Here is a 22,131-nt window from a genome sequence, read left to right as displayed (position 1 = left end):
CACGAAGACGACTGTCGCACGTTGTGTTCCACGGGTTTGCCACTTCTCGAGCCGGGTAGGATCGTCTTAGCGAAAGAAGGTTGTGTAAGTCATGGAAAACTACAGAATCGAACTACCGGACGGTACAACGGTGATGGAAGATTTCGTCTCGGATCGCGCCGCAATCGCATACGCGGTCGATCTGAATCACGGTTGTAGCGAGAAAGTCTCGGTATTCCGTATCACCGCCGAGGGAGAAACCATCCCGACTCGGATGTGCCCCAAGCCGAATCCTGGTTCTCGGCGTCGCGCGCGAAGCGTCCGATAGAAGCCGGTCAAGAAGCGTCGAGGCGCGGGAAGAGCGTCTCCCTTGCAAGCAGCAGCAAGGCCGCAGCGACCGGAATCGCCAGCAACGCACCGACAATACCGAGCAACGCTCCACCCAACAGAACCGCGACAACGGTCACCAGTGCCGGGACCGCCACCGTCTTCCCGATGATCTTCGGAACGAGCAGGTAGTCCTCGAGCAGACGTAACGCAATGAAGAACGCAACTGTCGCCAATGCCGTTGGGACAGAGACTGTCAGGGAGACCAGGGCGACGACAACCCCTGCGATCGTGGAACCGACTATCGGGATCAGATCGAGCAGAGCGACCAGCAGCGCCAGGATCAACGGATACGGCACGTCGAAGATCAACAACCACGCGAAGGTGCACACTGCGGTGATCACGGAGATCAGAACATTGCCGAGGACGTACCCACCCACACCTGCCAGTATCTGATCACCGATGGCGATTGCTCGTGGCCGCCGCGAATGTGGCACCAGCCGATACAGATTCGTGCGGATTCGTGGGTAGTCGATCAAGAAGTACGTCGTCAGTACAGCAACGATTCCAGCGTCGGCGACTGCGCTGAACACCGCCCGCCCCGCTCCGAGCAAACCCGTCGCGAGCGCAGACCCCGAACCGTCCAGTTGGGTGGTGAGGTGCTCCTCGAGGTGATACTTCTCGTCGAGGTCGCTGACGATCGGATACCGGTCACGAATGTGTGTCAGAAGTTCGGGAGCGTGTGATGCGAACTGACGTCCCTGCTCGACCAGCGGGGTGATCGCAGCAACCAGAAACAGCGCCAACATCACTGCAATTCCGAGGAGTACCACGGTGACTGCGATCCAGCGCCGGAAATGTCTCCGCTCCAGCCAGACGATCATCGGTTCGATGCCCACCGCGAGAAACAGCGCGACCACGATCAGGATCAGCATGCCTCGCGCCGCCAGGAGCACTTCGATCACCGCGTACGTCACGGCAACACCGGCCGCCGCGCTCAGACCGATGAAGAACGGTGAACGACGATCGAATCTCGGCCCCGGTTCGCCCAGCGGCCGGACGGGAGTCGCCAATGCTGCGGCTTCACGTTCGGCTTCCGCCATCGGATCTGCCGCTTTGACTTCACTGTCGGAGTCCGGTGAGGTGTCCGCGGAACTGGGATCCATTCAAGCCACCTCACGATCCGCGCGACTTCCCGGCACGGGAGTGAGTACCCGTGCCGTGGCCGGATCAACCTCGAGGCTTCTCCGCTCCGCTTCGGGTCAGCGCGAGACCGGTTCCTACCACTCCGATGATCGACACAGCGATGGCGATGCTGGGCCAACCGTCGCTCTGCCAGTAGACGTCGTCGAGAGTGATCAGTAACGCAGCCTCGTCGACGATGAGCCCGAGTGCGATGCCCAACGCGATGCCCATCCATGTTCTTGCGCGAGGGCTTCGGTCTACGAGTCCGAAGATCGCCACCCCGGCCAACAGCAGAATTCCCCATAAATAGTGATGCAGATGAGTGCCACCGGCGCTGATGTCGCCGACGTCTCTGGTGTCGATCTGGATCAACCACGTCACCAGACGTGCTCCGCCGAACGTCAACGTGAAGGCCACCCACGCCAACACCAAACCGCGGCGCGATTCGTCAACCTGATTCCATCTGCGAGGGAATCTGAATCGCTCGGCAGATTTCTCTTCGTCATGGTCTCGAGAAAGCATCCTTCATGTTTACCCGATGCCGCTCAGATCGATAATTTGGGGTAGAGAGACCGAAAACCAGTTGGAGCACAAAAAGCGGTACCCGCTCTCCGAAGAGATCGGGTACCGCCTTCTCAGCTACTCGCGCAGTATTGATCAATACCAGACTTTTCGTCCGCCCACTGCGCGCCCGGTAGCACCGAGGATGGACAAAACTGCACCTACGACGACCAAGATGATGCCGACGGTGGTCAGAATGCTCAACCCCGTGAAAAAGCCGATCAACGCCAGAATAATGCCGAGAACAATCATGTGAGAACCTCATCCGGTATGCGTATCAAAATGATCTACTCAACTGACGCTACTACAGAAACTTCACAATCGATAAATCCGATAAATACATTCATAAATGCGAAACTCGTATTACTACCCAATAGTGTCACCGTTAAAACATCAGCCTTTCTCTTATCTCTACGTCATAGTTCCACGTCCTCGATCTTCGCCTCGACCGCCGGCGTGATGTGGCTCAACACGCAGCACCAACGACCGTCTCGCCGCGCGAACACGTCGGTGGTCCACTCGTCAGCGTCGTATTGTCTGCCGCCGTAGTGCGCGGTATTGACGATCCGCGTGGTGAACAGTGCGACGTCACCGAAGAAACGCACGCGAGCGCTCCCGGCGCGGTCCATCGCCGAATGAGTCAGGTCGCCCGAGGCCACGAAACCCAGGAACTCCGCTTTGGTCGACACTCCGGATTCCGAGACGATCACCCAGTCGTCTGCCATGAAATCGCCGATCCGTTCGGCGTCGTTCGAGCACATCGCGACGTTCCACTCGTCTGCGACAGCGACCAATGCCGCACTCTCCTGATCCGACATGTCTTCTCCCTCTACCGTCGTCACCCTCGGCGGGTGATGCCCCGACGGCAGGGTTCCCGCAGGGTGGACTTCGAACCGACGTGCACGACGAGAGGGCAGAGATGACAGACACCAGTCGCACCGAGCTTGCAGCTCAGGCGTATATCTACGGATTTCCCCTCGTTTTCAATCTCGACCAGGTCCATCGGTATGTTCACAACGGTGTCGGAGCGAACCCCGCCGCACCTTTCAACACCTTCAGCCACGCCCGAACACTGGCCGGGCCGGCAGACACTTTCGTCACGATCAACAACGACACCGTGTATTCCATGGCGCAGATCGATCTCTCTGTCGGCCCCGTTGCGCTGCACGTCCCCGATACCGATGGCCGTTACTACGTCCTCCAGTTCGTGGACGCCTGGACAAACAATTTCGCTTACGTCGGGCATCGGGCCACCGGCACGAAGAGCGGAGACTTCCTTCTCGTCCCACCCACCTGGACGGGAACCCCGGCGGACCAGACCACGGTGATCAGATTTCCCACGAACATTGCGTCGATCGTGGGCCGGTGGGCATGCGGTGGCGACGACGACCTCCCTGCGGTGCACGCCTTGCAGGACGCCACCACGCTGACCGTCGTCGACTCCACCGGAAACTCGGCGGGTCTCCCAGTGCCCGAACCCGGGGTAAGCCAGGACCTCCTGTTCCTCGAGAAACTCCGCATCTGGTCACAGGCGTTTCCGCCGGCCCCGCGCGATCGAGAACTCCAGGATTCCTTCTCCCTGATCGGAATCACCGAGCACGGGGCCTCTCCCTACGTATCGCTGTCTGCCGACGAGGCAGCCGCGTTGGCTGACGGATTGACGATCGGTGAGAAGAACCTGCTCGAGGCCCTCACGAAAGGCTCCAGCCCCGAAGTCAACGGATGGAAGCTCACATTCCACGCCTTCGACTACAACCTCGACTACTTCGAGGTCGGCACAATCGACGATCCACAATTCAAGATCGCCGATCCCAAGTTGCGCATCGTCGAACGCGCCGCGGCTGCCAAGGGCGGGCTGTGGGGCAACCACCCTTACGAAGCGGCGTACATCATGACCTACGTCGACGATCAGGGCGAGCAGTTGAACGGAAACCAGACCTACACAATAAGACTCGACCCCACTCCGCCGGTGAGCGCCTTCTGGTCGCTGACGATGTACTCGGTGCCGGACTTCTTCCTCGTGGCGAACCCCGTCGACCGATACTCGATCGGCGACCGCACTCCAGGAATCGTCCACGACGCCGACGGTGCGTTGACGATCACGATCAGCCACGAGGAGCCGAAAGATCCCACGGCGAAGGCAAACTGGCTGCCCGCACCGCGCGGGGATTTCCGACCGGTACTGAGAATGTACGAACCTTCGCCCGCCGTGCTCGATCAGTCCTACGTCGTCCCGCCATCACTCGCTCGCAAGAATGACGGCTCGCGTCTGACGGCCTGCCTGTGCGGGCCGTCAGACGGACTCAGAATCAGGCGTGTGTGCCGCCGTCGATCCGGATCTCCGTGCCCGTGATGAAGGCACCATCGTCGGATGCCAACATCGCGATAACTCCCGCAACACTTTCCGGCCCGGCCATGGGGGCACCACCGGACTCCAGATCAGTGCTCAGAATCGGTGACAACTTGCCGAAGAGCGACCAGTCGGTGTCTTCCGGCAAGTACGACGCCGTAGTGTCGGTGATCCCGCTCTTCACACTGCCTGGAGCCACCGCGACGGCACGCAGACCCTGCTTGCCGTATTCGAGAGCCAGTGCGTGAGTGAAGGACTGGATTCCTCCCTTACTTGCGGCGTACGCGGCCATGTACGGGTGCGCGAAGGCCGCGGAGGTGGAACTGAAATTCACCACGACTGCGTTGGCGGTGGCGAGGAGAGCCGGCAGTGCCTGGCGGGTGACGAGGAAAGTGCCCGTCAAATTCACGGAGAGCACCTGATTCCACAGGTCCAGCGAGGTCTCGTGGGTGTGCCCACCACGCAGTATCCCGGCGGCGTTGACCAGTACGTCCAATCCCCCGAGAGTCGAAATCGCCTGACCCACAACCTTGATGACGGAACTCTCGTCACCGATATCGACGACGACGGTGTCGAGGCGATCCTCCGTCGAAGCATGTTCTGCCGATTTCCGGGTGTTCGCCAAACCCTGCTCGGAGATGTCTGCAGCGACCACGCGGCCACCTTCGGCGAGCAACCGCAGCGCGGTGGCCTGCCCGATTCCAGATCCTGCGCCGGTGACGAGAATACGACGACCTTCGAAACGATTCATTGCTGTGTACCTTTCACGAAAACGAGTTGGCTGGCATTCCAGGCTCGGTGGCGCCGACACTCACAACTCACCCGCGAGAAACTTCAGGTACGGGAAATGCGCAGCACTGCAACAGGTGTGGCACTGCGAAATCTCGGCGAGGCAATGCTCGCCGAAGTGGCGAATGTCAGACGGATCCGGCCGGTGCGGCCAAGGCTCTTTCGATCCAGACAAGACCGGACGGGCGGCGGTCGATCGCCTTACGCCCACGTCGGAAAGTCGCTACGCCGAATCGGGCCGTGCGCAGTGCACGGCCGGAAGCGAGAGAACAGCGGCGTATGGACATCACAGGCACGGTAGCAGCGCCGGCACCACTCGCTCAACCGCGTCGTTTCGAGACCCGAATCATTCAGGTAATCAGATGTCACTTCTGGACAACTCGCTCGACTTAGGCAGCACTAACCTGGCGGCATCCCGAAAACCCGATCCAGGAGCACAGTCGATGACACATGCAGACGCCTCGCGCACAACAACTCCCCCGACGACCGTCCTACGGACCGCTGACCACAATCGCGGACTCAACGACGTTCTCGCGATCGTCGAAGCGATGGGGCGACCGAGCGATCACCTGCTGCGGATCACGGCTCGTTTGACGGAGTCGACCGACGATCCGACCTGGTCACGCCCGAATGTGACCGTACGCATGAATCTCGGGCCGGCCTTCGACGACGCTTCGCGCGTGTACACGGTGCGTTCCTACGATTCAGCGAGCGGATCGATCGTCGTCGATGTGGTCCTGCACGGACAGACCAGTCCGATGATGAGGTGGGCAGCAGCGTTGGCCGTCGGTGACACCTTCGGCCTCACCGGTCCGCGGCCACACTTCTTGATCCCTGATGTTCCTGGTCGACGTATCGCACTTTTTCTGGACGGCACCGCAATACCCGCATTGCACTCGATCATCGAGCAGTTACCTACCGACGTCGTCGGAATCGGCTGGGTCACAACAGATGACGAGGTCGCCTTCGCCGAACTGCCCGCCCTCCCCGGCCTGGAGCTTCACCGCGTGAGCGCAGATCCGGCCGAGCCCGACGGCCCACTGGCGGTACGAGCACGCGAGCTCGCCAATCCCGCGAGCTACGTCGTGTGGGGCGCCGGTGAACGCAACGAGATGCGCGCAATCCGGAAGCACTTTCGATCGACCGTCGGACTCGACAAAAACGACGTCGCGATATTCGGATATTGGAAGGAGGGCGTCAGCAACACCGAAATCGACCTCCGTCGACGCGAGAACTACGAGCGCATCCTCGCCGACGGCGGAACCCTCACCGACATCGACGACCTGGCCATCGAGATCTGATTGCCTCACACCAGCCGACCTGACCGGCGGTGCACTGCGGTGATAAGTTCCTCTGTGCCAGCGGACCTCCACACAGGGGGTCAGGGAATCCGGTGTGAATCCGGAACTGACGCGCAGCGGTGAGGGTGACCGCCCGGGCTTACGCCACTGGATGAGAATCTGGGAAGGCGCTCGGGTGGGGCGATCTCGAGTCCGAATACCGGCTGGCAGCAGGGGTCAACAGGCGCCTGTTCACACGGTAACGGGCTCCGCGAACGAGCCCCTGCGAGAACGAGATTCCATGCGTCTGTCCAGACTTCGCCTACCCGCCGCCGCCGTCGCTGCCCTGTTGAGCGCGTCGTTGGTTGCCTGCTCCTCCGACGACAGTGCTGCCCGACAATCCAACTCTTCCGAACAATCGCGCGTGACAGTCCAGAACTGTGGCCGAGACGTCACGGTGGAGCGACCGATCGAACGGGCAATCGCGGTAAATCAACCTGCAGCAGAGATGCTGTTCGCGCTGGGAGTGCAGGACCGGATGGCCGGGTACGCCATGAGCGATGACGATGTCCTCCCAGAACTGCGCGAGGCGCGTGGTCAGGTCCAGGCGTTCGACACCGAGTTCCCGTCATTCGAAAGTGTCCTCGAACGCGAACCGGACATGGTCTACACGACGTTCAACTACACGTTCACCTCGGAGGGCATCGCCGACCGGATCAAGTTCACCGACCTCGGTGTCGCGACATATCAGTCACCCAGCGAGTGCACCGGTCAGGATGCCGAGCAGAGCAAGGCCCTCACGCTCGACGACTTGTACGACGAAATCGACGACGTGGCAACACTGTTCGATGCCAAGGACAAAGGTGTCGAGCTCACCGAGAGTTTGAAGGATCGCGCGGCCACCGCCACGGCGGCACTGGGAGCTGAGAACGTGACGCTGGCGTGGTGGTACGCAGCCACGAAGACTCCGTACTTCGCCGGGTGCTGCGGTGCACCGGGAATCATGACCGACGCGGTGGGTGCGAAGAACGCCTTCGACGACAACAAGCAGTATTGGCCCGAAATCGGTTGGGAGAGTGTGCTCGATCGAGACCCGACCGTGCTGGTGCTCGCAGATCTCGACCGCGGTGGAGACGGCGACAGTGCCGCAGACAAGATCGCGTTCCTCGAATCGGACCCGGTCGCCAGCAAGCTCACCGCAGTGAAGAACAAGCGTTACATCATCCTCGAAGGAACGACGATGGATCCCTCGATCCGCAATGTCGGTGGCATCGAACAGCTCTCCGACGGGCTGCGCCAGTTGGGTGTGGTCTAGATGTCCGCGGAGATCTGTGAACTGGTGCGTCGGTGGGACGACCAGCAGGCGGCATACATCGCCGACCGTGAGAAGCGCTTCGACGTGATTCTCGACGTTCTCGAATTGCAGCACGCGCACACCCCGTTCACGGTTGTCGACCTGGCCTGCGGGCCGGGTTCACTGAGCGCCCGGATTCTCGAGAAGTTCGAGCATGCGAGCGTTGTGGGGATCGATTACGACCCGATGCTGCTGGAGCTCGCCCGCCAGTCGTCGACGCGTTTCGGTGACCGACTGCAGCTGATCGACGCAGACCTGGCGGGAGCCGATTGGCCGAATTCGGTGGCTGCGCCGGTTCAGGCGATAGTGTCGACAACCGCGCTTCACTGGTTGCAACCGCAGCAACTCGTCGAGGTGTACCGGCAGTGCCGCGAACTGCTGAGTCCGGACGGAGTCCTGCTCAATGGTGATCACTTTCGTTTCGACAGCCGCTTCCCTGTCATCGGGCGATGGGCGAAGGCTCACGACGAGCAGACGCAACACTCCGCCTTTGCTGCGGGCGCTCCCGAGTGGGAGAGCTGGTGGGACGAGTTGCGGGCCACTCACGGCATCGGGGCACTGACCGACGAGCGTGAGCGCAGATTCGCCGGACGTGACGCCACTGCGCCCACGGCCGTCGACTTCCAGTTGGCGGCGCTCGCGCAAGCAGGTTTTCGGGAGTCGGGGACGGTCTGGCAACTGTTCGACGACTACGTGGTCTACGGCGTGAGATGACGACAAGAGTTCGGCTGCGTGACAACCCGACGACCGTCACCCTGCTGTGGATGATCGGTGTTGTCACGCTGGCCGGATCGGCTGCCGTGGCGATCACGTTGGGGCCCGCCGGTCTGTCGGTCGGTGAGGTGGCTTCGATCGTCGTCGGCCATCTCGGCGGTACCGCGGCGGACGTCACCCCTATTCGTGACGGCATCGTCTGGGACCTCCGTCTGCCGCGTACCCTGCTCGCCGCGCTCTGCGGTGCCGGTCTCGGGTTGTGCGGTGCGATCATGCAGTCGCTGCTTCGCAATCCGCTGGCCGATCCGTTTGTCCTCGGTATCTCGTCCGGCGCCTCGACCGGTGCCGTACTGATCGTGATCCTCGGAGTCGGGTCGGGAGTGATCGGCTTGTCGAGCGGCGCCTTCATCGGCGCGGTGATCTCCTTCGCCCTTGTGTTGCTGCTCGCCCATGCGGCCGGCGGCACGCCGGATCGGGTGATCCTGGCCGGTGTCGCCGCGACCCAACTGTTCTCCGCGCTCACCTCGTTCATCGTCATCACCTCGGCCGATCCCGAGCAGACCCGCGGCGTGATGTTCTGGCTCCTGGGCTCACTCGGCGGCGCCGACTGGCTCGACGTCGCACTCTGCGCTGCGGTGGTCGCAGTCGGCCTCGCGGTCTGTCTGACTCACTCCCGCGCACTCGACGCCTTTGCCTTCGGCGAGGACGCGGCGTCGTCGCTGGGGGTGAACGTGTGGCGGGTGCGTGTGACCCTGTTGTTGGCAACAGCCTTGATGACCGCGGTGATCGTGAGCGTCGCAGGTGCCATCGGCTTCGTGGGCCTGGTCCTCCCGCACGCGGCGCGGGCTCTCGTCGGTTCGAACCACCGCCGACTCCTGCCCGCGTCCGCACTGATCGGCTCCATCTTCCTTGTCTGGGTCGACGCTGTGGCACGCACAGCCATTGCGCCGCAGGAACTCCCGGCCGGTGTGGTGACCGCGCTGGTCGGTGTGCCTGCGTTTGCCGTCATCCTCTGGAGACGGAAGGCCAGGCCATGACACTCGAAGCTACCGGCGTCAGTTGGCGGGTCGGCGGGGCGCTCATCGTCGACGACCTCGACGTCTCGCCTACAACCGGAAGTACGGTGGGGCTTCTCGGCCCCAACGGTTCGGGGAAATCGACGCTGCTGAAACTGCTTGCCGGGCACAATCGTCCGACGTCCGGTGTCGTGACCCTGGACCGAACCCCGTTGTCCGACTGGAAACGCCGCGACGTCGCGCGTCGGATCGCGACCGTTGATCAGCACAGCAACACCGAGATCGATCTGACGGTCGCGGAGGTAGTCGAACTCGGACGCACACCGCACCGCGGACTGTGGGGTGGGCAGTCGGATTCCGATCGCGACGCCGTCCGGGCAGCGATCGAACACACCGATCTCGCCGGCATGCTGGACCGGTCGTGGCACACCCTGTCCGGCGGGGAGCGCCAACGCGTCCAGATCGCGCGCGCCCTCGCTCAGGAACCTCATGAGTTGCTACTCGACGAGCCGACCAATCACCTGGACATCAACCATCAACTCGAATTGCTCGCGCTCGTGCGACGCCTCCCCACCACCACGATCATGGCATTGCACGATCTGAATCTGGCCGCCATGTTCTGCGATTCGATAGTGATGCTGAACCGGGGATCCATCGTTGCCCACGGAAGCCCGACCGAGGTCCTCACCGCTGACCTGATAGCCGAGGTCTACCAGGTCGACGCCGAGGTTCGCCTGGACGGTCCCGGCGGAGTACCTACCGTGCGATACCTTCCGCCTTGCCACATGTAACCGTTCCGAGTGCCAATATGGATACGTGACCCTCGATGATGTCGCCAACGAACTGTACGGGCTCGACCCCGGCGAGTTCGTCGAGGCACGTACACATCATGTGAAGGCCGCCCGGGAGGACAACGACCGCACATTGGCCGCGGAAATCGGCAAACTTCGGAAGCCGACCACCGTGGGGTGGTTGGTCAATCTCATCTCGCGCGATGCACCAGAGGATCTGGATGCACTTCTCGCGCTTGGCGAATCGCTACGCGATGCTCAACGCCATCTCTCGGGCCCGGACTTGCGACGGCTGACGACACAGAGGCAGCAGGTGGTGCGGAGTCTCGCCCACAAATCCGGCGAGATCGCGGCTTCACGGGGAAAAAGCGTCGGCGAGGATGCTTTACGTGATGTCGCGCAGACCCTCAATGCCGCTCTGGCCGATGAGGAGACTGCCGCGCAGGTTCGACTCGGACGGGTCGTGACCGCGGCGAGTTACAGCGGTTTCGGACCCGCCGGGCTCGCCGTGGTGAATGAGAAATCACCGCAGCACGCCGCGATTGAAGAGCCGACGACTCCGAAGTCGAAAACTCCGGAACCGAAGGCCGAACAAGCCAGAGCAAAAGCAGAATTGAAGGAAGCCACGGCGCAGGCCGACGAGATCCGCCGCCGGGTGAAGTCCGAGACCGCCGAACTCCAGGAAGCCAGAACGACGCTCTCCGACGTCGAACGGCGCGTTGAAGAACTGCGCACCGAACTCGAGCACGCTGAGCAGCAACGGCAGTTCGCACGGAACGCCGAGAAGACCAGTGACGCTGCGGTTCGAGAATCCGAGAAGGAACTCCGTGTTGCTGAGCGTCGCGTCTACAAAGCAGAACAAAACCTCGCCGCAATCAATTCGTAGACATCCTGTTCATTAATCGATAGTCTGCCAATTATCGATCAGGTTGATCATCCTGGGATCCAGCAGTTACGAACAATGCCGTGCCGATGAGGGTTTGGCGTTATCGGCTACTGCCTCGACAGTCTTCGGAGTGTGAACATGGACAGCGACAACACGTCGGAATGGAGTTTCTTACACGGCAAGCGCGTTCTCGACCTCTCTCGCCTTCTGCCCGGCCCGTTTGCGACGACGCTGCTCGCAGATCTGGGCGCCGACGTGGTCAAGGTCGAGAACCCGAAGCGACCTGATCCCACGCGGGCAGCTGGTGAACGGGTGGCTTCGTTGAACAGGAACAAGCGATCGATCGCGCTCGATCTCCGTCTCGAATCCGATCGGGAGACGTTCCTTCGACTGGTCGAGACTGCGGATGCAGTGGTCGAGGGGTTCCGGCCACAGGTACTGGCAGGCATGGGGCTCGGCTACGACGCACTTCGAAAAGCCAACCCACGCATCGTATTATGTTCGATCACCGGTTACGGGCAGTCCGGACCCTATGCCGACAAGCCGGGGCACGAATTGAACTTCCTCGGCCTTTCCGGCTTTTTCGCAGTTCCCGGGTGCACCGACGGAGTCGTCACTCGCCCTGGTATCCGGGCCGGTGATCTGGTGGGTTCGATGTACGCAGCACTGTCCATCTCGGTTGCTCTCGCCAGCGTGGACAAGCACGGACGCGGACAACACATAGACATTTCCCTCGCCGAGGCTGCAACCGCGTGGTGCGCGCCTTTCGCGCTCATGATCCGCGATATCGAGAACCCTACCGATTCACCGACCGTCCAGGGAGACAACGACATTTTCGAGACTTCCGACGGTTGCTTGCTTTCACTTGCCACTTTCGAAGACAGGTTCTGGATCGAGTTCCGCACAGCATTCAGCGCTGAGTTTCCAGCACTGAACACACTGCGCTTCGACGATCGATGGACCCGAACACAGCACAAGGCTGAGTTGCGGGAACTCCTGGTCACCACCTTCGGTACGCACACATACGAGTGGTGGGAAAGATCGTTGACTGCGATCAATGCCCCATGGGCGCCGGTGTTCACCGACGCCGGACAGCTGATGAGCGATCCCCATGTCGTCGCTCGAAACCTGTTCAGCGAGGTCGCGACCGAAAACGGAGAAAGCTGGCCCCAGATGAGATTCCCGGCGCAATTCAGCTTGGGACTGAACAGTTTTCGACTTCCGACTCCGTACGTGGGCGAGCACACCGAGTCGGTTCTCGACGAAGCCGCCGCGGCAACGGCGAGACGTGACAGCGGCTATTCGGATTTCAATTCGCCGTCGAAACCCGAAGACCAGTAGCGTCCCCGCAACGAAAGTTCGAGCAGCATCTCGGTGACTTCTTCCGGCGTCAGCGGTGGCGGGTCGGACTCGAGCCACCACTGCATGACCGCGATCTGTTCACCCACCCATGCCCGCGAGAGTACTTCGATGTCGATTCGCGGAGTAACCCCGAGCGCTTCTGCCCGTGCGGAAAATATCCGCACAGCGGCGACGCTGCGGTCTTCGACGAACTTTCGCAGCGCCTTGCCATCCCCCTCACCACGCAGGATCACACGGTAGACGTCACGTTCCTCAGCGGCATGCCTGAACATCTCGAGCACAGGCTTGCCGGTGAATCCGATCGAAGAGGCGGGAATGAGTGGACCGAGCCGCTCTTGCAGGTCATCGGCCAGATCGGACACGACTTGACCGAGCAAATCGTCTTTGTCGGTGTAGTGACTGTAGAACGTCGCCCGACCCAAATCTGCACGGTCCGTGATGTCTTCGACGGTGATCCCGGCATATCCCCGTTCCAGAACGAGCGAGACCAAGGCATCCCGCAGCAATCGTCGGGTACGCCGGACACGTCTGTCTTCTGGAGGCATTGGGTTCCCTTCCTTCGCACTGTTGTACGAAGCATAGTTCAACATTGACAGGACGATCGAATATAGACAGACTGTCCATTAACATTCGTGATGTCGATTTTCTCTGGAGATGTCCATGAACCTCGGTACTTATCTCGCCCGAAGCGCCAGCTACTACCCCGATCTCGAAGCCCTTGTCTGCGGCGAAGGCCGGTGGACCTACAGCGAGCTCGATACGGCCGCAAACCGTCTCGCGTCCGCTCTCGCAGTGACCGGGACACGGCCCGGACACATGATCGGAACCTTTGCCGGAAACTGCGGGGAACTCGTAGTGACCGAAATGGCCTTGTACAAGGGAGGATTCGTCAGGGTGCCGATCAACGCACGACTGGGCGCCGACGAACTCGGGCATATCCTCGCCGACGCCGATGTGCGTGTCCTCTTCGTCGACCCCGCCCATGCCGAGATGGCGCTGAAGGTCGTCGCCGACGCAGGGCTGAACTGCAGGGTGATCGACTACAGCACTTCGACTCCCGGCGCGGACAGTTATCACGAACTGACGACAAGGGGCAGCGAAGACAACGTCGAGGTGGACGTCGACATTGACGCCCCGGCTGTCCTCAACTACACATCCGGGTCCACCGGCAAGCTCAAGGCTGCGGTCCAGAGTCACGGCAACCGCTTGGCGAACATGCGCAAGCGACTGATGAGCCCCGAAGGCGCGCCGACTGTTGGTGATCGCTACCTCGCCCCCGGCCCGATCACACACGCTTCCGGCATGGTGATGCTCGGAATGTTCGCCAGGGGCGCCGCAGTGGTGATCCTGCCGGCATGGGACACGAGGACGTTCCTGCAGACCATCGAACGTGAGCGGATCACCACCACCATGGTGGTCCCGACGATGCTCAACTTGCTGATGGACCATCCGTCGGTTACCGAAGTCGACCTGAGCTCTCTGCGCTGCATCGGCGTAGGCGCAGCGCCGGTTTCTCCACAACGGTTGCGCGACGCGGTAAAGGTGTTCGGTCCCATCGTCATTCAGGGATACGGGCTCGGCGAAACGACCAGCGTCGTCACTGTCTTGACCGCTGAAGACGTGGTGCGCGGTATCGAATCCGACCCTGAGCTTCTACTCTCGTGCGGCCGGCCGGCATACGACACCGATGTTCGCGTGGTCGACGACAACGGCGTACAGGTCCCGGCCGGCACGATCGGCGAGATCGTAGCCAGTGGTCCGGACTGTGTCCGCGAATACTTCCACGAACCCGAGCTGTCGGCTGAGACGTTCAGGAACGGCTGGGTCCACACGGGCGATGTCGGCTATTTCCGCGAAGACGGCTACCTGTTCATCGTCGACCGCAAGAAGGACATGATCATCTCGGGCGGATTCAACATCTACTGCAGCGAGGTGGAGGCCGCTTTGTACGAACATCCTGCCGTTTCCGAAGTCTGCGTAGTGGGAGTTCCCGATCCGAAGTGGGGCGAAGCAGTCAAGGCTGTTGTCGTGACCAGAGATGGAACTGACACCACCGCAATGGAATTGATCGCGCACTGCTCGACGCGTCTGGCAAGCATGAAGAAGCCACGTTCGGTCGACTTCGCAGATTCGTTGCCTGTCAACCGAAACGGCAAGATCGATCGCCGCGCGATTCGCGCGACCTACTGGACCACCGCTGACCGTCACGTCAACTGACAGGAAATAGACATGTCATTCGCTCTCACCCCTACCTACGAAGACAATCCAAGACTTCAATCGCTCGTCGAGCGTCTACGCGACTATCTCGACGGCGAACTAGCCGAGTACGAAGCCGAATTGGGTCTCACTCAAGAATCCCACTACATCCGTGAGACACTCGAGCCAGTGTGGAGACGCAGCCGCGAACTCGGCTTCTACGGAATACACCTCCCCACTGAACTCGGCGGCCAGAACCTCACCTATACCGAACTCGCCGCACTCAAAGAAGAGGTCGGTGCATCGCCGCGGGTCCTCGCGACGTCCGTGCTCGGAGACATGGGTGGCCCACTCCGCGCGGGATCGATCTTTCAATACGCCACCGAGCACCAGTTGGAAAAGTACTTGATTCCGGTGCTGCGAGGAGAGAAGGCGTGCTGCTTTTCTCTCACCGAGAACGACGCAGGTTCCGATGTTCGCGGCATGCTCACCACAGCTACCCCGGACGGTGCCGGATGGCGCCTGAACGGCCACAAGGTGTTCTCGTCCGCGGGCCCCTTCGCCGACTTTTCGGTCCTGATCGCAAAGATGGCATCCGACGGCGACGGACCGGATTCGTACTCGGCCTTCCTGGTCGACTTGGATTCTCCTGGCTGCACAGTGGCGGACGGTGACGTCCCGATGTCCGGTCAGCACATCGAAGCGGACATCATCCTCGACGGCTGCTACGTGGGGCCGGAACAGCTTCTCGGAAATGTGGGCGAAGGCTTGAGAATCGGACTCGGTCGAGTCACAGTCAACCGGTTGTTGCACTGCCCCACCGTCCTCGGCGGAGCCCGCCGTGCACTGGAATTGTCGTTGGAGTACAGCAAGACTCGCCAGGTGCAGGGCGCTCCTCTTGCGATGTTGCAGTCCATCCAACACAAACTCGCCGACATGGCGACCGACTACTACGCTGCGCGCTCGATGACCTACGACGCACTCGCCACACTCGATGCCGGTGGGAGTCCGCGTACCGAAGCATTCATGTGCAAGCTGTTCGTTGCCGAGAAGGCCTTCACCATCGCCGACCACGCAGTTCAGATTCACGGAAAAGCCGGGGTCATCCGTGGTTCGGAGGTCGAATCACTGTTCCAGCGGTTGAGGATGTTCCGAATCCTGACCGGCTCCTCCGAGATTCAGAAGAACGGAATCGCGCGTCAATTACTCACCACCTGAAGATCATTCAAGGACAGTCGTATCCAATTTCGCGCCCGCCAGGTCGTCATACGCTCGACGTGACGGCCTGGCGGGCACTCGACATTTCGGAGGCAATCACCGTGATCGATCACGAACCGGACTACAGATTCAGTCTTGCGAACGAACGAACATTTCTGGCTTGGATACGAACTGCGTTGGGGTTGTTGGCAGGCGGCGTCGCAGTCGGTCAGTTCTACGTATCCGAAAACGACAACAATATGTACAAAATGCTCGGAGTCGTGTGCACCGTCGTGGCGTCGGCTGTAGCGCTCGGCGCGCTCAGACACTGGAAGGCCGTCCAAACCGCGATGAGGCGTGATCTTCCCTTACCCACGTCACCGATGATCGCGCTTCTCGTCGGTGGGGTGTGTGTCGTTGCGGGTCTCGGCGTAGGGATGACCGTGTTGTGACGAAAAACGAGCCGCCCGGACTGCAACCCGAGCGAACCGTGCTCGCCTGGCGACGAACTGCCCTCTCCTCTGTGACTGTGTCAGTGATCACCGGTCGCGAAATCGCTTTGCATCCGTCCGTTCTACGAATCGCAGTGTTCGCCACGCTCATCATTACGACTGCCGGAGTCATCGTGGGCACGACAATCCGTCATCGTCGACTCAGTCTGGACGACAAGGATTCTCGAGAAATACCGTTCATTGTCATGGCGACTTTGGCCGTAGGCGTCACGGTTGCGGGACTCGGCACCTGCACTGTCATCCAACTTTGAACAAAGAGATAGACAGTATGTCTATTTATGTATATTGTCTCCATTAATGCTCACTGTGACTCAGCGCACAGTCGACCGCCGAGCGCTGCCCACCGCGCCCAAGCAATCATCGGCATTTTTCGAGAGGGAACAATGACCACAGAACTTGCGGCACCTACTCAGTTTCCACGCAGTCGGCGAGGTAAGAACCTCGCACTCCTGACCGGCTCCACGGCAATGGACAACGCCGAAAGCAGCGTGACGTCCGTGCTCTTCCCGCTCATGCGCGAAGCCATGGGATTGTCATCGGCGGCGCTCGGCACGATCGTTGCAGTGGCCAAGGCCGTCGGGGTCTTCACGGCAATCCCCTGGGCGTTCCTTGCCCGACGATATTCTCGTAAGTCGGTACTTGCCATCTGTTCAGGGTTCTGGGGTGTCTGGGTAATCCTGGCCGGATTGTCCGGCAGTTTCACTCAGTTTCTCGTCCTCTATGCGATCGGCGCCGCAGGTTTCGCCGGCGCCGGCTCGATTGCATTGTCCATCCTCGGAGATCTGTACGAGGACGCCCGGAGGGGCCGCGCAACGGGATTGGTATACGGCGGCGTCGCCGTCATCACCGGCGCGACCGCCCCGATATTCGGGCTTTTGTCTCGCTTCGAAGATGGATGGCGCTACGGATACATCATCACCGGTGCAATCTGCATCGCCATCGGTGTGCTTGTCATGCTTTTCCTCGACGATCCTGAATCCGGCGATGCGCCCGCACAGACGACCACCGACGATCTCGGCTCCAAAGCAAGATTCTGGCGCGAAGGGATACGAGAGCTACTCGCTATCAAGACATTCCGATACCTACTCGTGCAACGCGCATTCTCGGGCCAGAACGTCATCATGAGCTTCAGCATCGTATTTCTCGTCGAGGAGCACGGATTCACGACCGCAACTGCTTCGATCATCGCACCGCCCTTCGCAATCGGGTATCTGCTCGGCACGTTCGTCGGCGGACGAGTCAACGACGCCGTACACGTCAAACGACCCCGAAACGGCCGCATCATCATGCTTCAGGCCAGCCAACTCGGATTCGCGGCCGCAGCACTGATCGCTACGCAGATTTCCTGGAACAGCATCGGCGCCTACGCGGTCTTGTTCGGGATCGTCGGCGTCCTTCAAGGTCAGGTCCCAGTGGTCAATCGGCCGATTATCATGGCCGTAGTTCGTCCGGAACTGCGAGCCCTGGCCTTTGCCGTCTCCGTCTCGACAGTCGAAGCGCTGGCCTACGCCGGATACGCTGTCTTGGTCGGAACTCTCGGCGACAGAATCGGATTGCAAGGCGCGCTCTTCATCGTCACCGTAGTGCTGACCACCGTCAACGGGGTCGCTTCAGGCGCACTGTATCGCCCCTACGCCCGCGACAGTGCGGCCCTACTCTCCGGGCCATCCGCCAACCCCCTACATGAACAGAATGCGCTTCGGCACTAGGCAATTCAGTTCATCAACTACGAACGCGGCAATCAACACTCCAACTCGGCAATCAAGACGGAAGTAGACCTCAGATGGCACAAAACATCGCAACGGATGACATCCCCTGGGCGCGCGGATTCACCGACCCGGCCGACGTGCGCCAACAAGCCACAACCATACGAGAGATGGTTGCGACTCGCCGTGTGTGGCGCGGCGACGGACCCAAATGGACCCTCCCGACCGACTACACGGATCTGTCCGGTGTCACGTTGAACCTTCCGGATCAGCCGAAGCAGACGGTGTCCGAGTTCCTCGCGGGTGCGCACAGTGACGGTATCGCAGTGCTACATCGGGGACGCATCGTGTATGAGAGTTACTTGCACGGTTGCAAACCGCACGAACCGCACCTCAATGCATCGATGGCGAAATCCTACGTCGGTTTGATGGCTGCACTGGTCGAAGCACAAGGATTGTTCGACCGCGACGATCGGGCGTCGAAATTCATTCCCGAGTTGGCAGGAACTGCGTTCGGAGACAATCGGATTCAGGACCTTCTTCACATGGGCACTGATGTAACGTACGGCGGTCGGCCGTTCCATCGCACCATCGAAGCCAGCCGTTTCTGGGCCGTAGTCGCCCCGAAGCTGCGCCCCATGAATTACCGCGGCCCGGAGACCATTCTCGAGCACCTCGCCACGGCACGCACTGCGGGCCCGACCGGCGTCGAATTCCGCTACGAGAACGGCAATGTCGAGACTGTCGGAGAAATACTGCGCCGCGTGACCGGAACTTCACTCGCCGAACTACTCAGTGAGCTGGTCTGGTCAAGAATCGGAGCCGAAGAAGATGCGTTCTACATAGTCGACTCCGCTGGAACGGAAATGGCGGCGGGCGGATTCAGTGCGACCCTTCGAGACGTAGCCAGAGTGGGTGAGATGATTCGTTGTGACGGTGCCGTCGAGGATCGTCAGGTGATCCCACCGCACATCGCGCGATCGATGACCGCGGGAGTGCCCGCAGGCTATCCTTCGGAGGTCAGAAGCCCGCGTGCCCCTGTCGATTCCCCCGCGACGATGAGCTACCACGACTACTGGTGGATCCTCAATGATCCGTTCGGATCGTTCATGGCAAGCGGAATCCATGGCCAGAGGCTCTTGATCTCACGCGACCTGGAGTTTGTGGTCGCGCATTTCGGAGCCCACATCCTCTCGCCTGCAATCGACACCCCGAACTTCGTACCCGCGTTCCTTCAGATCGGCACTCACTTGGTATCGAACGCTCGCGGAGCGGTCCCCGTCAGCTGAGGTTTCCTCACGCATTCAACCTGCGGCGGCTTCGAGCTCACTCAAGGATTCCTCGAGATGGCCGAGGAGCCGCTGCAAGTGCGGAACATTGCGGCGGCAGCCGACGAGCCCGAACTGCATGGTGTCCGCGTAGCCGATGACGGTGATGTTCATCGCCTGCCCGTCCAACGGAATCGATGCCGGGTAACAGCTCTCGAGTTTCGCGCCATTCCAATAGCGCGTCGTTGTCGGGCCGGGGACGTTGGAAATCACCAGATTGAAGACTGGACGCCCAGTGATCAGTCGGGATGAACCAGGGATCAGCGGCAGCCCGAGACCCGCGACGTTCAATGCACTGAGCGCCGTGATCTGCAGGGGCGTCAGGCCCGACATCAGAGACTTGGCGCTACTCATCGAGTCGTGAACTCTCTGAAGTCGGGCCGCCGGATCTGCCAATTCGGTTGCCAGATCACACAACACCGCACCTACGGCATTGCCGGAAGCCTCACCCTCTTCACCTTTGCGAAGGGATACCGGCACCATCGCGATCAACGGTTTGTCCGGCAACTCGTCCAGTTCGATCAGGTATCGCCGTAGCGCACCCGCGCACATTGCCAACACCGCATCGTTGAGCGTCACGTCTGCAACGCAGCTGACCTTGCGCAGGCGCTCGATCGGCCACGACTGCGCGGCGACACGCCTCGCTCCGGTGATCGGGACGTTGAAGATCGATTTCGGGGCAGCAAACGGCAACGGTGCGACGTGGTCCTTCACTGCCGAGGCAGCGGCGTTCACTATCGCAGGGCCGACCCCGACCACATCTTGCACAGTCTCGATCACGGAGCCCACCCGCCTCTGCAGGTCCAGCCCGCGACCGGCACGAACCCGCCCCGAAGAAGGTCGTTGCGCCCACGGAGGCATCGAATGTCGATCGTGCGGATCCGACGAGAGGCTGCGGTACCACGCCTGAACAGCAGACACACCATCCATGAGCGCGTGGTGCGTCTTCATGTACACGGCAACTCGGCCGTCGGCGAGACCTTCGATCACGTACGCCTCCCACAGCGGCCGATGCCGATCGAGCAGCGTGCCGTGGAGCATGGAGGTCAGCTCGAGCAACTCGCGGACTCGACCCGGCTTGGGCAGCGCGAGCAACCGGACGTGATACTCGAGATCGACGTCTGCGTCCTCCGTCCAACGCACCGGCGCGAAGTTCGACAAGAACTGCACCGGCTTGCGGCGAAAGAGTGGCCGAATCGAGTCGACGTCGGTGAGCGAACGGTAGAGCGACCTGGCGAACTCGCCGTCGTCCCCTTCCGGCGGAACGAAAAGCGACAGGCCACCGACGTGCATGGGATGCTCCCGTGACTCCATCAGTAGGAACATCGAGTCGAGCGGCAGCATCAGCGTCATGGCGATCCGTTCTCTCGGGCAGCTGCCCGGAGTACCGATCAGCCGCTGTTCGACAAAGTTACTCGCCCTGACTTCCCTCATTGGCGACTCCGACAAAACATTGCCCCTCGATTTCGACAGGAGTCCGATATTCCCGTCGACGAACGCCTTTTCGGGTCGAAGCACCTCACAGCGATTCGTGGGTGAATGACGAGACACAGAGCACTGCAACAAATTTCAATCCTCACAGCCACAAGTAGTAGCGGAGGCGATCGCAGTAATACTTTTGTCGGAATTGTTTCAAATTGTCTGTACATCCAAGTCACACGTGACTACCGTCACTCATCATCACAATCCCGACTGGTCGGTTGTACCCAAAGGAGAAATACATGTCCCGACGTTCGACGTCGCGTGGGCTTTTCGGCGCACTCGCCACCGCAACTGTGTTCGCCACCGCCGCTGCGGTGGGAAGCTTGTCAGCAAGCATTGCAGGAGCCGCCCCGGCAGCGGAGATCCCCTTCGGCGGTTGGGATTCATGTCCGATCGACAATCCCGAGACCAGCACCTGTATGGACGTCACGGTCACCGGCGGAAACATGAAGATCGGCAAGCTTTCCGTCAGCATTCCCGCCGGGGCGATGCGCATCGCAGGCGGAGTTGCATACCGGGAGAATCCAGAGGCTGAATTCGGATTCGACCAAGTATTCATCCCGCCGAACGACAACAGTCGGGGGATCTACGCCAAACCCATCGACATCCCCGGGGGCGCACTCGGAATCGACCTGCCATTCAACAATCTCTTCGGACTGAACAAGGCTTCGGCCACCGTAGAGTCGACGTCTGCACTCCCCACCGTGGATGCATTTCAGCTTGGTGTGAAGCTACCCGTCAAATTGAAGATCGCGAACCCTCTCCTCGGCGGCAAATGCTACCTGGGCTCGGACAACAACCCCGTCCAACTCAACTTGGATGTGACCGAATACGGTGTCCTCGAAGAGGTTCCAGGTTTCCCGGATACTGCCGTCGTTCGAAACACCGGGCACACCGGACAGCCCTTCGCGGTCCCGACAGCTTCCGGGTGTGGCCCGTTCGGCGTTCTGAATCCAATCGTCAACTGGCGCGCCGGGCTTCCCTCGTCCACCACGTCCAACTCCCTCGCCACGACGAGTGACGTCTACAACATCGGTGCCGACAGCCTCAGGCCCCAGCCGGCCGGCTCACCCGAACCCGCTGCCGTCGTTGCCGAACGTAGTGCCAACTAGCAAT

The 22,131-nt window shown here is 60.9% G+C and carries 24 protein-coding genes and 1 riboswitch; of the genes, 16 read left to right on the top strand and 8 right to left on the bottom strand.

From position 1 onward, the window contains the following. The first annotated feature begins 91 nt into the window (after positions 1–91). Positions 92–307, top strand: coding sequence for a hypothetical protein (locus BH682_RS05915; RefSeq protein WP_003945874.1), 216 nt, complete (start codon positions 92–94; stop codon positions 305–307). A 7-nt stretch (positions 308–314) separates the two neighbouring features. On the opposite strand, the gene BH682_RS05910 is transcribed toward BH682_RS05915, so the two are convergent. The 4 genes from BH682_RS05910 to BH682_RS05900 all read right to left on the bottom strand — a co-directional run bounded on the left by BH682_RS05910 (position 315) and on the right by BH682_RS05900 (position 2,870). After that, a complete protein-coding gene (locus tag BH682_RS05910; RefSeq protein WP_042453495.1) occupies positions 315–1,472 on the bottom strand; it encodes an AI-2E family transporter in 1,158 nt (385 codons plus the stop codon). A 64-nt stretch (positions 1,473–1,536) separates the two neighbouring features. Then, the gene (locus BH682_RS05905) at positions 1,537–2,013 is read right to left on the bottom strand and encodes a hypothetical protein (protein WP_003945539.1); all 477 of its coding nucleotides are present in this window, start codon (positions 2,011–2,013) and stop codon (positions 1,537–1,539) included. Between the two features lie 135 nt (positions 2,014–2,148). Then, the gene (locus BH682_RS36335) at positions 2,149–2,304 is read right to left on the bottom strand and encodes a DUF6131 family protein (protein ID WP_003945564.1); all 156 of its coding nucleotides are present in this window, start codon (positions 2,302–2,304) and stop codon (positions 2,149–2,151) included. A gap of 164 nt (positions 2,305–2,468) precedes the next feature. Then, complete coding sequence (locus tag BH682_RS05900) at positions 2,469–2,870, bottom strand: nuclear transport factor 2 family protein (protein WP_075832415.1); 402 nt, start codon at positions 2,868–2,870, stop codon at positions 2,469–2,471. A 101-nt stretch (positions 2,871–2,971) separates the two neighbouring features. On the opposite strand from BH682_RS05900, the gene BH682_RS05895 reads away from it, so the two are divergent. Continuing rightward, the gene (locus BH682_RS05895; protein WP_223304677.1) at positions 2,972–4,405 is read left to right on the top strand and encodes a DUF1254 domain-containing protein; all 1,434 of its coding nucleotides are present in this window, start codon (positions 2,972–2,974) and stop codon (positions 4,403–4,405) included. Here BH682_RS05895 and BH682_RS05890 read toward each other — a convergent pair. Together BH682_RS05890 and BH682_RS35845 are read right to left on the bottom strand one after the other, a co-directional pair. Further along, positions 4,362–5,153, bottom strand: coding sequence for an SDR family NAD(P)-dependent oxidoreductase (locus BH682_RS05890; protein WP_042920159.1), 792 nt, complete (start codon positions 5,151–5,153; stop codon positions 4,362–4,364). The genes BH682_RS05895 and BH682_RS05890 overlap by 44 nt on opposite strands. 166 nt (positions 5,154–5,319) lie before the next feature. Further along, complete coding sequence (locus tag BH682_RS35845) at positions 5,320–5,478, bottom strand: hypothetical protein (RefSeq protein WP_155419158.1); 159 nt, start codon at positions 5,476–5,478, stop codon at positions 5,320–5,322. 156 nt (positions 5,479–5,634) lie between these two features. Between BH682_RS35845 and BH682_RS05885 the strand changes: the two genes are divergently transcribed. From BH682_RS05885 to BH682_RS05855, 7 genes are all read left to right on the top strand, one after another. Next, on the top strand, positions 5,635–6,492 hold the full coding sequence (locus tag BH682_RS05885) for a siderophore-interacting protein (protein WP_075835167.1): 858 nt from the start codon (positions 5,635–5,637) through the stop codon (positions 6,490–6,492). A gap of 41 nt (positions 6,493–6,533) precedes the next feature. After that, positions 6,534–6,714, top strand: a riboswitch (cobalamin riboswitch). A 58-nt stretch (positions 6,715–6,772) separates the two neighbouring features. Then, on the top strand, positions 6,773–7,786 hold the full coding sequence (locus tag BH682_RS05880; protein WP_042452430.1) for an ABC transporter substrate-binding protein: 1,014 nt from the start codon (positions 6,773–6,775) through the stop codon (positions 7,784–7,786). After that, on the top strand, positions 7,787–8,539 hold the full coding sequence (locus tag BH682_RS05875) for a class I SAM-dependent methyltransferase (protein ID WP_075832413.1): 753 nt from the start codon (positions 7,787–7,789) through the stop codon (positions 8,537–8,539). After that, on the top strand, positions 8,536–9,576 hold the full coding sequence (locus BH682_RS05870; protein ID WP_042920161.1) for a FecCD family ABC transporter permease: 1,041 nt from the start codon (positions 8,536–8,538) through the stop codon (positions 9,574–9,576). The genes BH682_RS05875 and BH682_RS05870 overlap by 4 nt, the downstream gene beginning before the upstream one ends. Continuing rightward, on the top strand, positions 9,573–10,346 hold the full coding sequence (locus BH682_RS05865) for an ABC transporter ATP-binding protein (protein ID WP_075832411.1): 774 nt from the start codon (positions 9,573–9,575) through the stop codon (positions 10,344–10,346). The genes BH682_RS05870 and BH682_RS05865 overlap by 4 nt, the downstream gene beginning before the upstream one ends. A gap of 25 nt (positions 10,347–10,371) precedes the next feature. Beyond that, positions 10,372–11,232, top strand: a complete 861-nt coding sequence (locus tag BH682_RS05860; protein ID WP_075832409.1) for a hypothetical protein — start codon at positions 10,372–10,374, stop codon at positions 11,230–11,232. Between the two features lie 138 nt (positions 11,233–11,370). Further along, positions 11,371–12,573, top strand: coding sequence for a CaiB/BaiF CoA transferase family protein (locus BH682_RS05855; protein ID WP_075832407.1), 1,203 nt, complete (start codon positions 11,371–11,373; stop codon positions 12,571–12,573). Here BH682_RS05855 and BH682_RS05850 read toward each other — a convergent pair. Continuing rightward, positions 12,531–13,139, bottom strand: coding sequence for a TetR/AcrR family transcriptional regulator (locus BH682_RS05850; RefSeq protein ID WP_007734687.1), 609 nt, complete (start codon positions 13,137–13,139; stop codon positions 12,531–12,533). The genes BH682_RS05855 and BH682_RS05850 overlap by 43 nt on opposite strands. A 115-nt stretch (positions 13,140–13,254) precedes the next feature. On the opposite strand from BH682_RS05850, the gene BH682_RS05845 reads away from it, so the two are divergent. The 6 genes from BH682_RS05845 to BH682_RS05820 all read left to right on the top strand — a co-directional run bounded on the left by BH682_RS05845 (position 13,255) and on the right by BH682_RS05820 (position 19,494). Next, positions 13,255–14,811, top strand: coding sequence for an acyl-CoA synthetase (locus BH682_RS05845; protein WP_063315142.1), 1,557 nt, complete (start codon positions 13,255–13,257; stop codon positions 14,809–14,811). Between the two features lie 12 nt (positions 14,812–14,823). Then, complete coding sequence (locus BH682_RS05840; protein ID WP_063314921.1) at positions 14,824–16,008, top strand: acyl-CoA dehydrogenase family protein; 1,185 nt, start codon at positions 14,824–14,826, stop codon at positions 16,006–16,008. A gap of 59 nt (positions 16,009–16,067) precedes the next feature. Then, positions 16,068–16,439: a YidH family protein gene (locus BH682_RS05835; RefSeq protein WP_081557457.1), complete on the top strand. Its 372-nt coding sequence runs from the start codon at positions 16,068–16,070 to the stop codon at positions 16,437–16,439. After that, positions 16,436–16,750, top strand: coding sequence for a DUF202 domain-containing protein (locus BH682_RS05830; protein WP_007734680.1), 315 nt, complete (start codon positions 16,436–16,438; stop codon positions 16,748–16,750). Before BH682_RS05835 ends, BH682_RS05830 begins: the two co-directional genes overlap by 4 nt. A gap of 132 nt (positions 16,751–16,882) precedes the next feature. Continuing rightward, positions 16,883–18,208: an MFS transporter gene (locus BH682_RS05825; RefSeq protein WP_075832405.1), complete on the top strand. Its 1,326-nt coding sequence runs from the start codon at positions 16,883–16,885 to the stop codon at positions 18,206–18,208. A gap of 74 nt (positions 18,209–18,282) precedes the next feature. Next, positions 18,283–19,494 (top strand): serine hydrolase domain-containing protein, encoded by a 1,212-nt coding sequence (locus BH682_RS05820; protein WP_075832403.1) that lies wholly within the window; start codon positions 18,283–18,285, stop codon positions 19,492–19,494. 15 nt (positions 19,495–19,509) lie between these two features. Here BH682_RS05820 and BH682_RS05815 read toward each other — a convergent pair whose 3' ends face one another. Continuing rightward, positions 19,510–20,886, bottom strand: a complete 1,377-nt coding sequence (locus tag BH682_RS05815) for a WS/DGAT/MGAT family O-acyltransferase (RefSeq protein WP_003945789.1) — start codon at positions 20,884–20,886, stop codon at positions 19,510–19,512. Positions 20,887–21,254: 368 nt separating this feature from the next. Between BH682_RS05815 and BH682_RS05805 the strand changes: the two genes are divergently transcribed. Then, positions 21,255–22,127: a hypothetical protein gene (locus tag BH682_RS05805; protein WP_007734676.1), complete on the top strand. Its 873-nt coding sequence runs from the start codon at positions 21,255–21,257 to the stop codon at positions 22,125–22,127. Positions 22,128–22,131 lie beyond the last annotated feature (4 nt).

It is taken from the genome of Rhodococcus sp. YL-1, from assembly GCF_001942025.1.
Lineage (GTDB): Bacteria > Actinomycetota > Actinomycetes > Mycobacteriales > Mycobacteriaceae > Rhodococcus_F > Rhodococcus_F qingshengii.
Note: the sequence above shows the minus strand (reverse complement) of the source record. Positions and strands in the feature narration are given on the sequence as shown.

Bases quoted from the DNA above. Each gene is read 5' to 3' on its own strand.
- BH682_RS05905 (WP_003945539.1), bottom strand. From the start codon at position 2,013: ATGCTTTCTCGAGACCATGACGAAGAGAAATCTGCCGAGCGATTCAGA.
- BH682_RS05825 (WP_075832405.1), top strand. From the start codon at position 16,883: ATGACCACAGAACTTGCGGCACCTACTCAGTTTCCACGCAGTCGGCGA.
- BH682_RS05820 (WP_075832403.1), top strand. From the start codon at position 18,283: ATGGCACAAAACATCGCAACGGATGACATCCCCTGGGCGCGCGGATTC.
- BH682_RS05915 (WP_003945874.1), top strand. From the start codon at position 92: ATGGAAAACTACAGAATCGAACTACCGGACGGTACAACGGTGATGGAA.
- BH682_RS35845 (WP_155419158.1), bottom strand. From the start codon at position 5,478: ATGTCCATACGCCGCTGTTCTCTCGCTTCCGGCCGTGCACTGCGCACG.
- BH682_RS05855 (WP_075832407.1), top strand. From the start codon at position 11,371: ATGGACAGCGACAACACGTCGGAATGGAGTTTCTTACACGGCAAGCGC.
- BH682_RS05845 (WP_063315142.1), top strand. From the start codon at position 13,255: ATGAACCTCGGTACTTATCTCGCCCGAAGCGCCAGCTACTACCCCGAT.
- BH682_RS05885 (WP_075835167.1), top strand. From the start codon at position 5,635: ATGACACATGCAGACGCCTCGCGCACAACAACTCCCCCGACGACCGTC.
- BH682_RS05850 (WP_007734687.1), bottom strand. From the start codon at position 13,139: ATGCCTCCAGAAGACAGACGTGTCCGGCGTACCCGACGATTGCTGCGG.
- BH682_RS05880 (WP_042452430.1), top strand. From the start codon at position 6,773: ATGCGTCTGTCCAGACTTCGCCTACCCGCCGCCGCCGTCGCTGCCCTG.
- BH682_RS05890 (WP_042920159.1), bottom strand. From the start codon at position 5,153: ATGAATCGTTTCGAAGGTCGTCGTATTCTCGTCACCGGCGCAGGATCT.
- BH682_RS05875 (WP_075832413.1), top strand. From the start codon at position 7,787: ATGTCCGCGGAGATCTGTGAACTGGTGCGTCGGTGGGACGACCAGCAG.
- BH682_RS05900 (WP_075832415.1), bottom strand. From the start codon at position 2,870: ATGTCGGATCAGGAGAGTGCGGCATTGGTCGCTGTCGCAGACGAGTGG.
- BH682_RS05895 (WP_223304677.1), top strand. From the start codon at position 2,972: ATGACAGACACCAGTCGCACCGAGCTTGCAGCTCAGGCGTATATCTAC.
- BH682_RS36335 (WP_003945564.1), bottom strand. From the start codon at position 2,304: ATGATTGTTCTCGGCATTATTCTGGCGTTGATCGGCTTTTTCACGGGG.
- BH682_RS05870 (WP_042920161.1), top strand. From the start codon at position 8,536: ATGACGACAAGAGTTCGGCTGCGTGACAACCCGACGACCGTCACCCTG.
- BH682_RS05840 (WP_063314921.1), top strand. From the start codon at position 14,824: ATGTCATTCGCTCTCACCCCTACCTACGAAGACAATCCAAGACTTCAA.
- BH682_RS05910 (WP_042453495.1), bottom strand. From the start codon at position 1,472: ATGGATCCCAGTTCCGCGGACACCTCACCGGACTCCGACAGTGAAGTC.
- BH682_RS05805 (WP_007734676.1), top strand. From the start codon at position 21,255: ATGTCCCGACGTTCGACGTCGCGTGGGCTTTTCGGCGCACTCGCCACC.
- BH682_RS05865 (WP_075832411.1), top strand. From the start codon at position 9,573: ATGACACTCGAAGCTACCGGCGTCAGTTGGCGGGTCGGCGGGGCGCTC.
- BH682_RS05815 (WP_003945789.1), bottom strand. From the start codon at position 20,886: ATGACGCTGATGCTGCCGCTCGACTCGATGTTCCTACTGATGGAGTCA.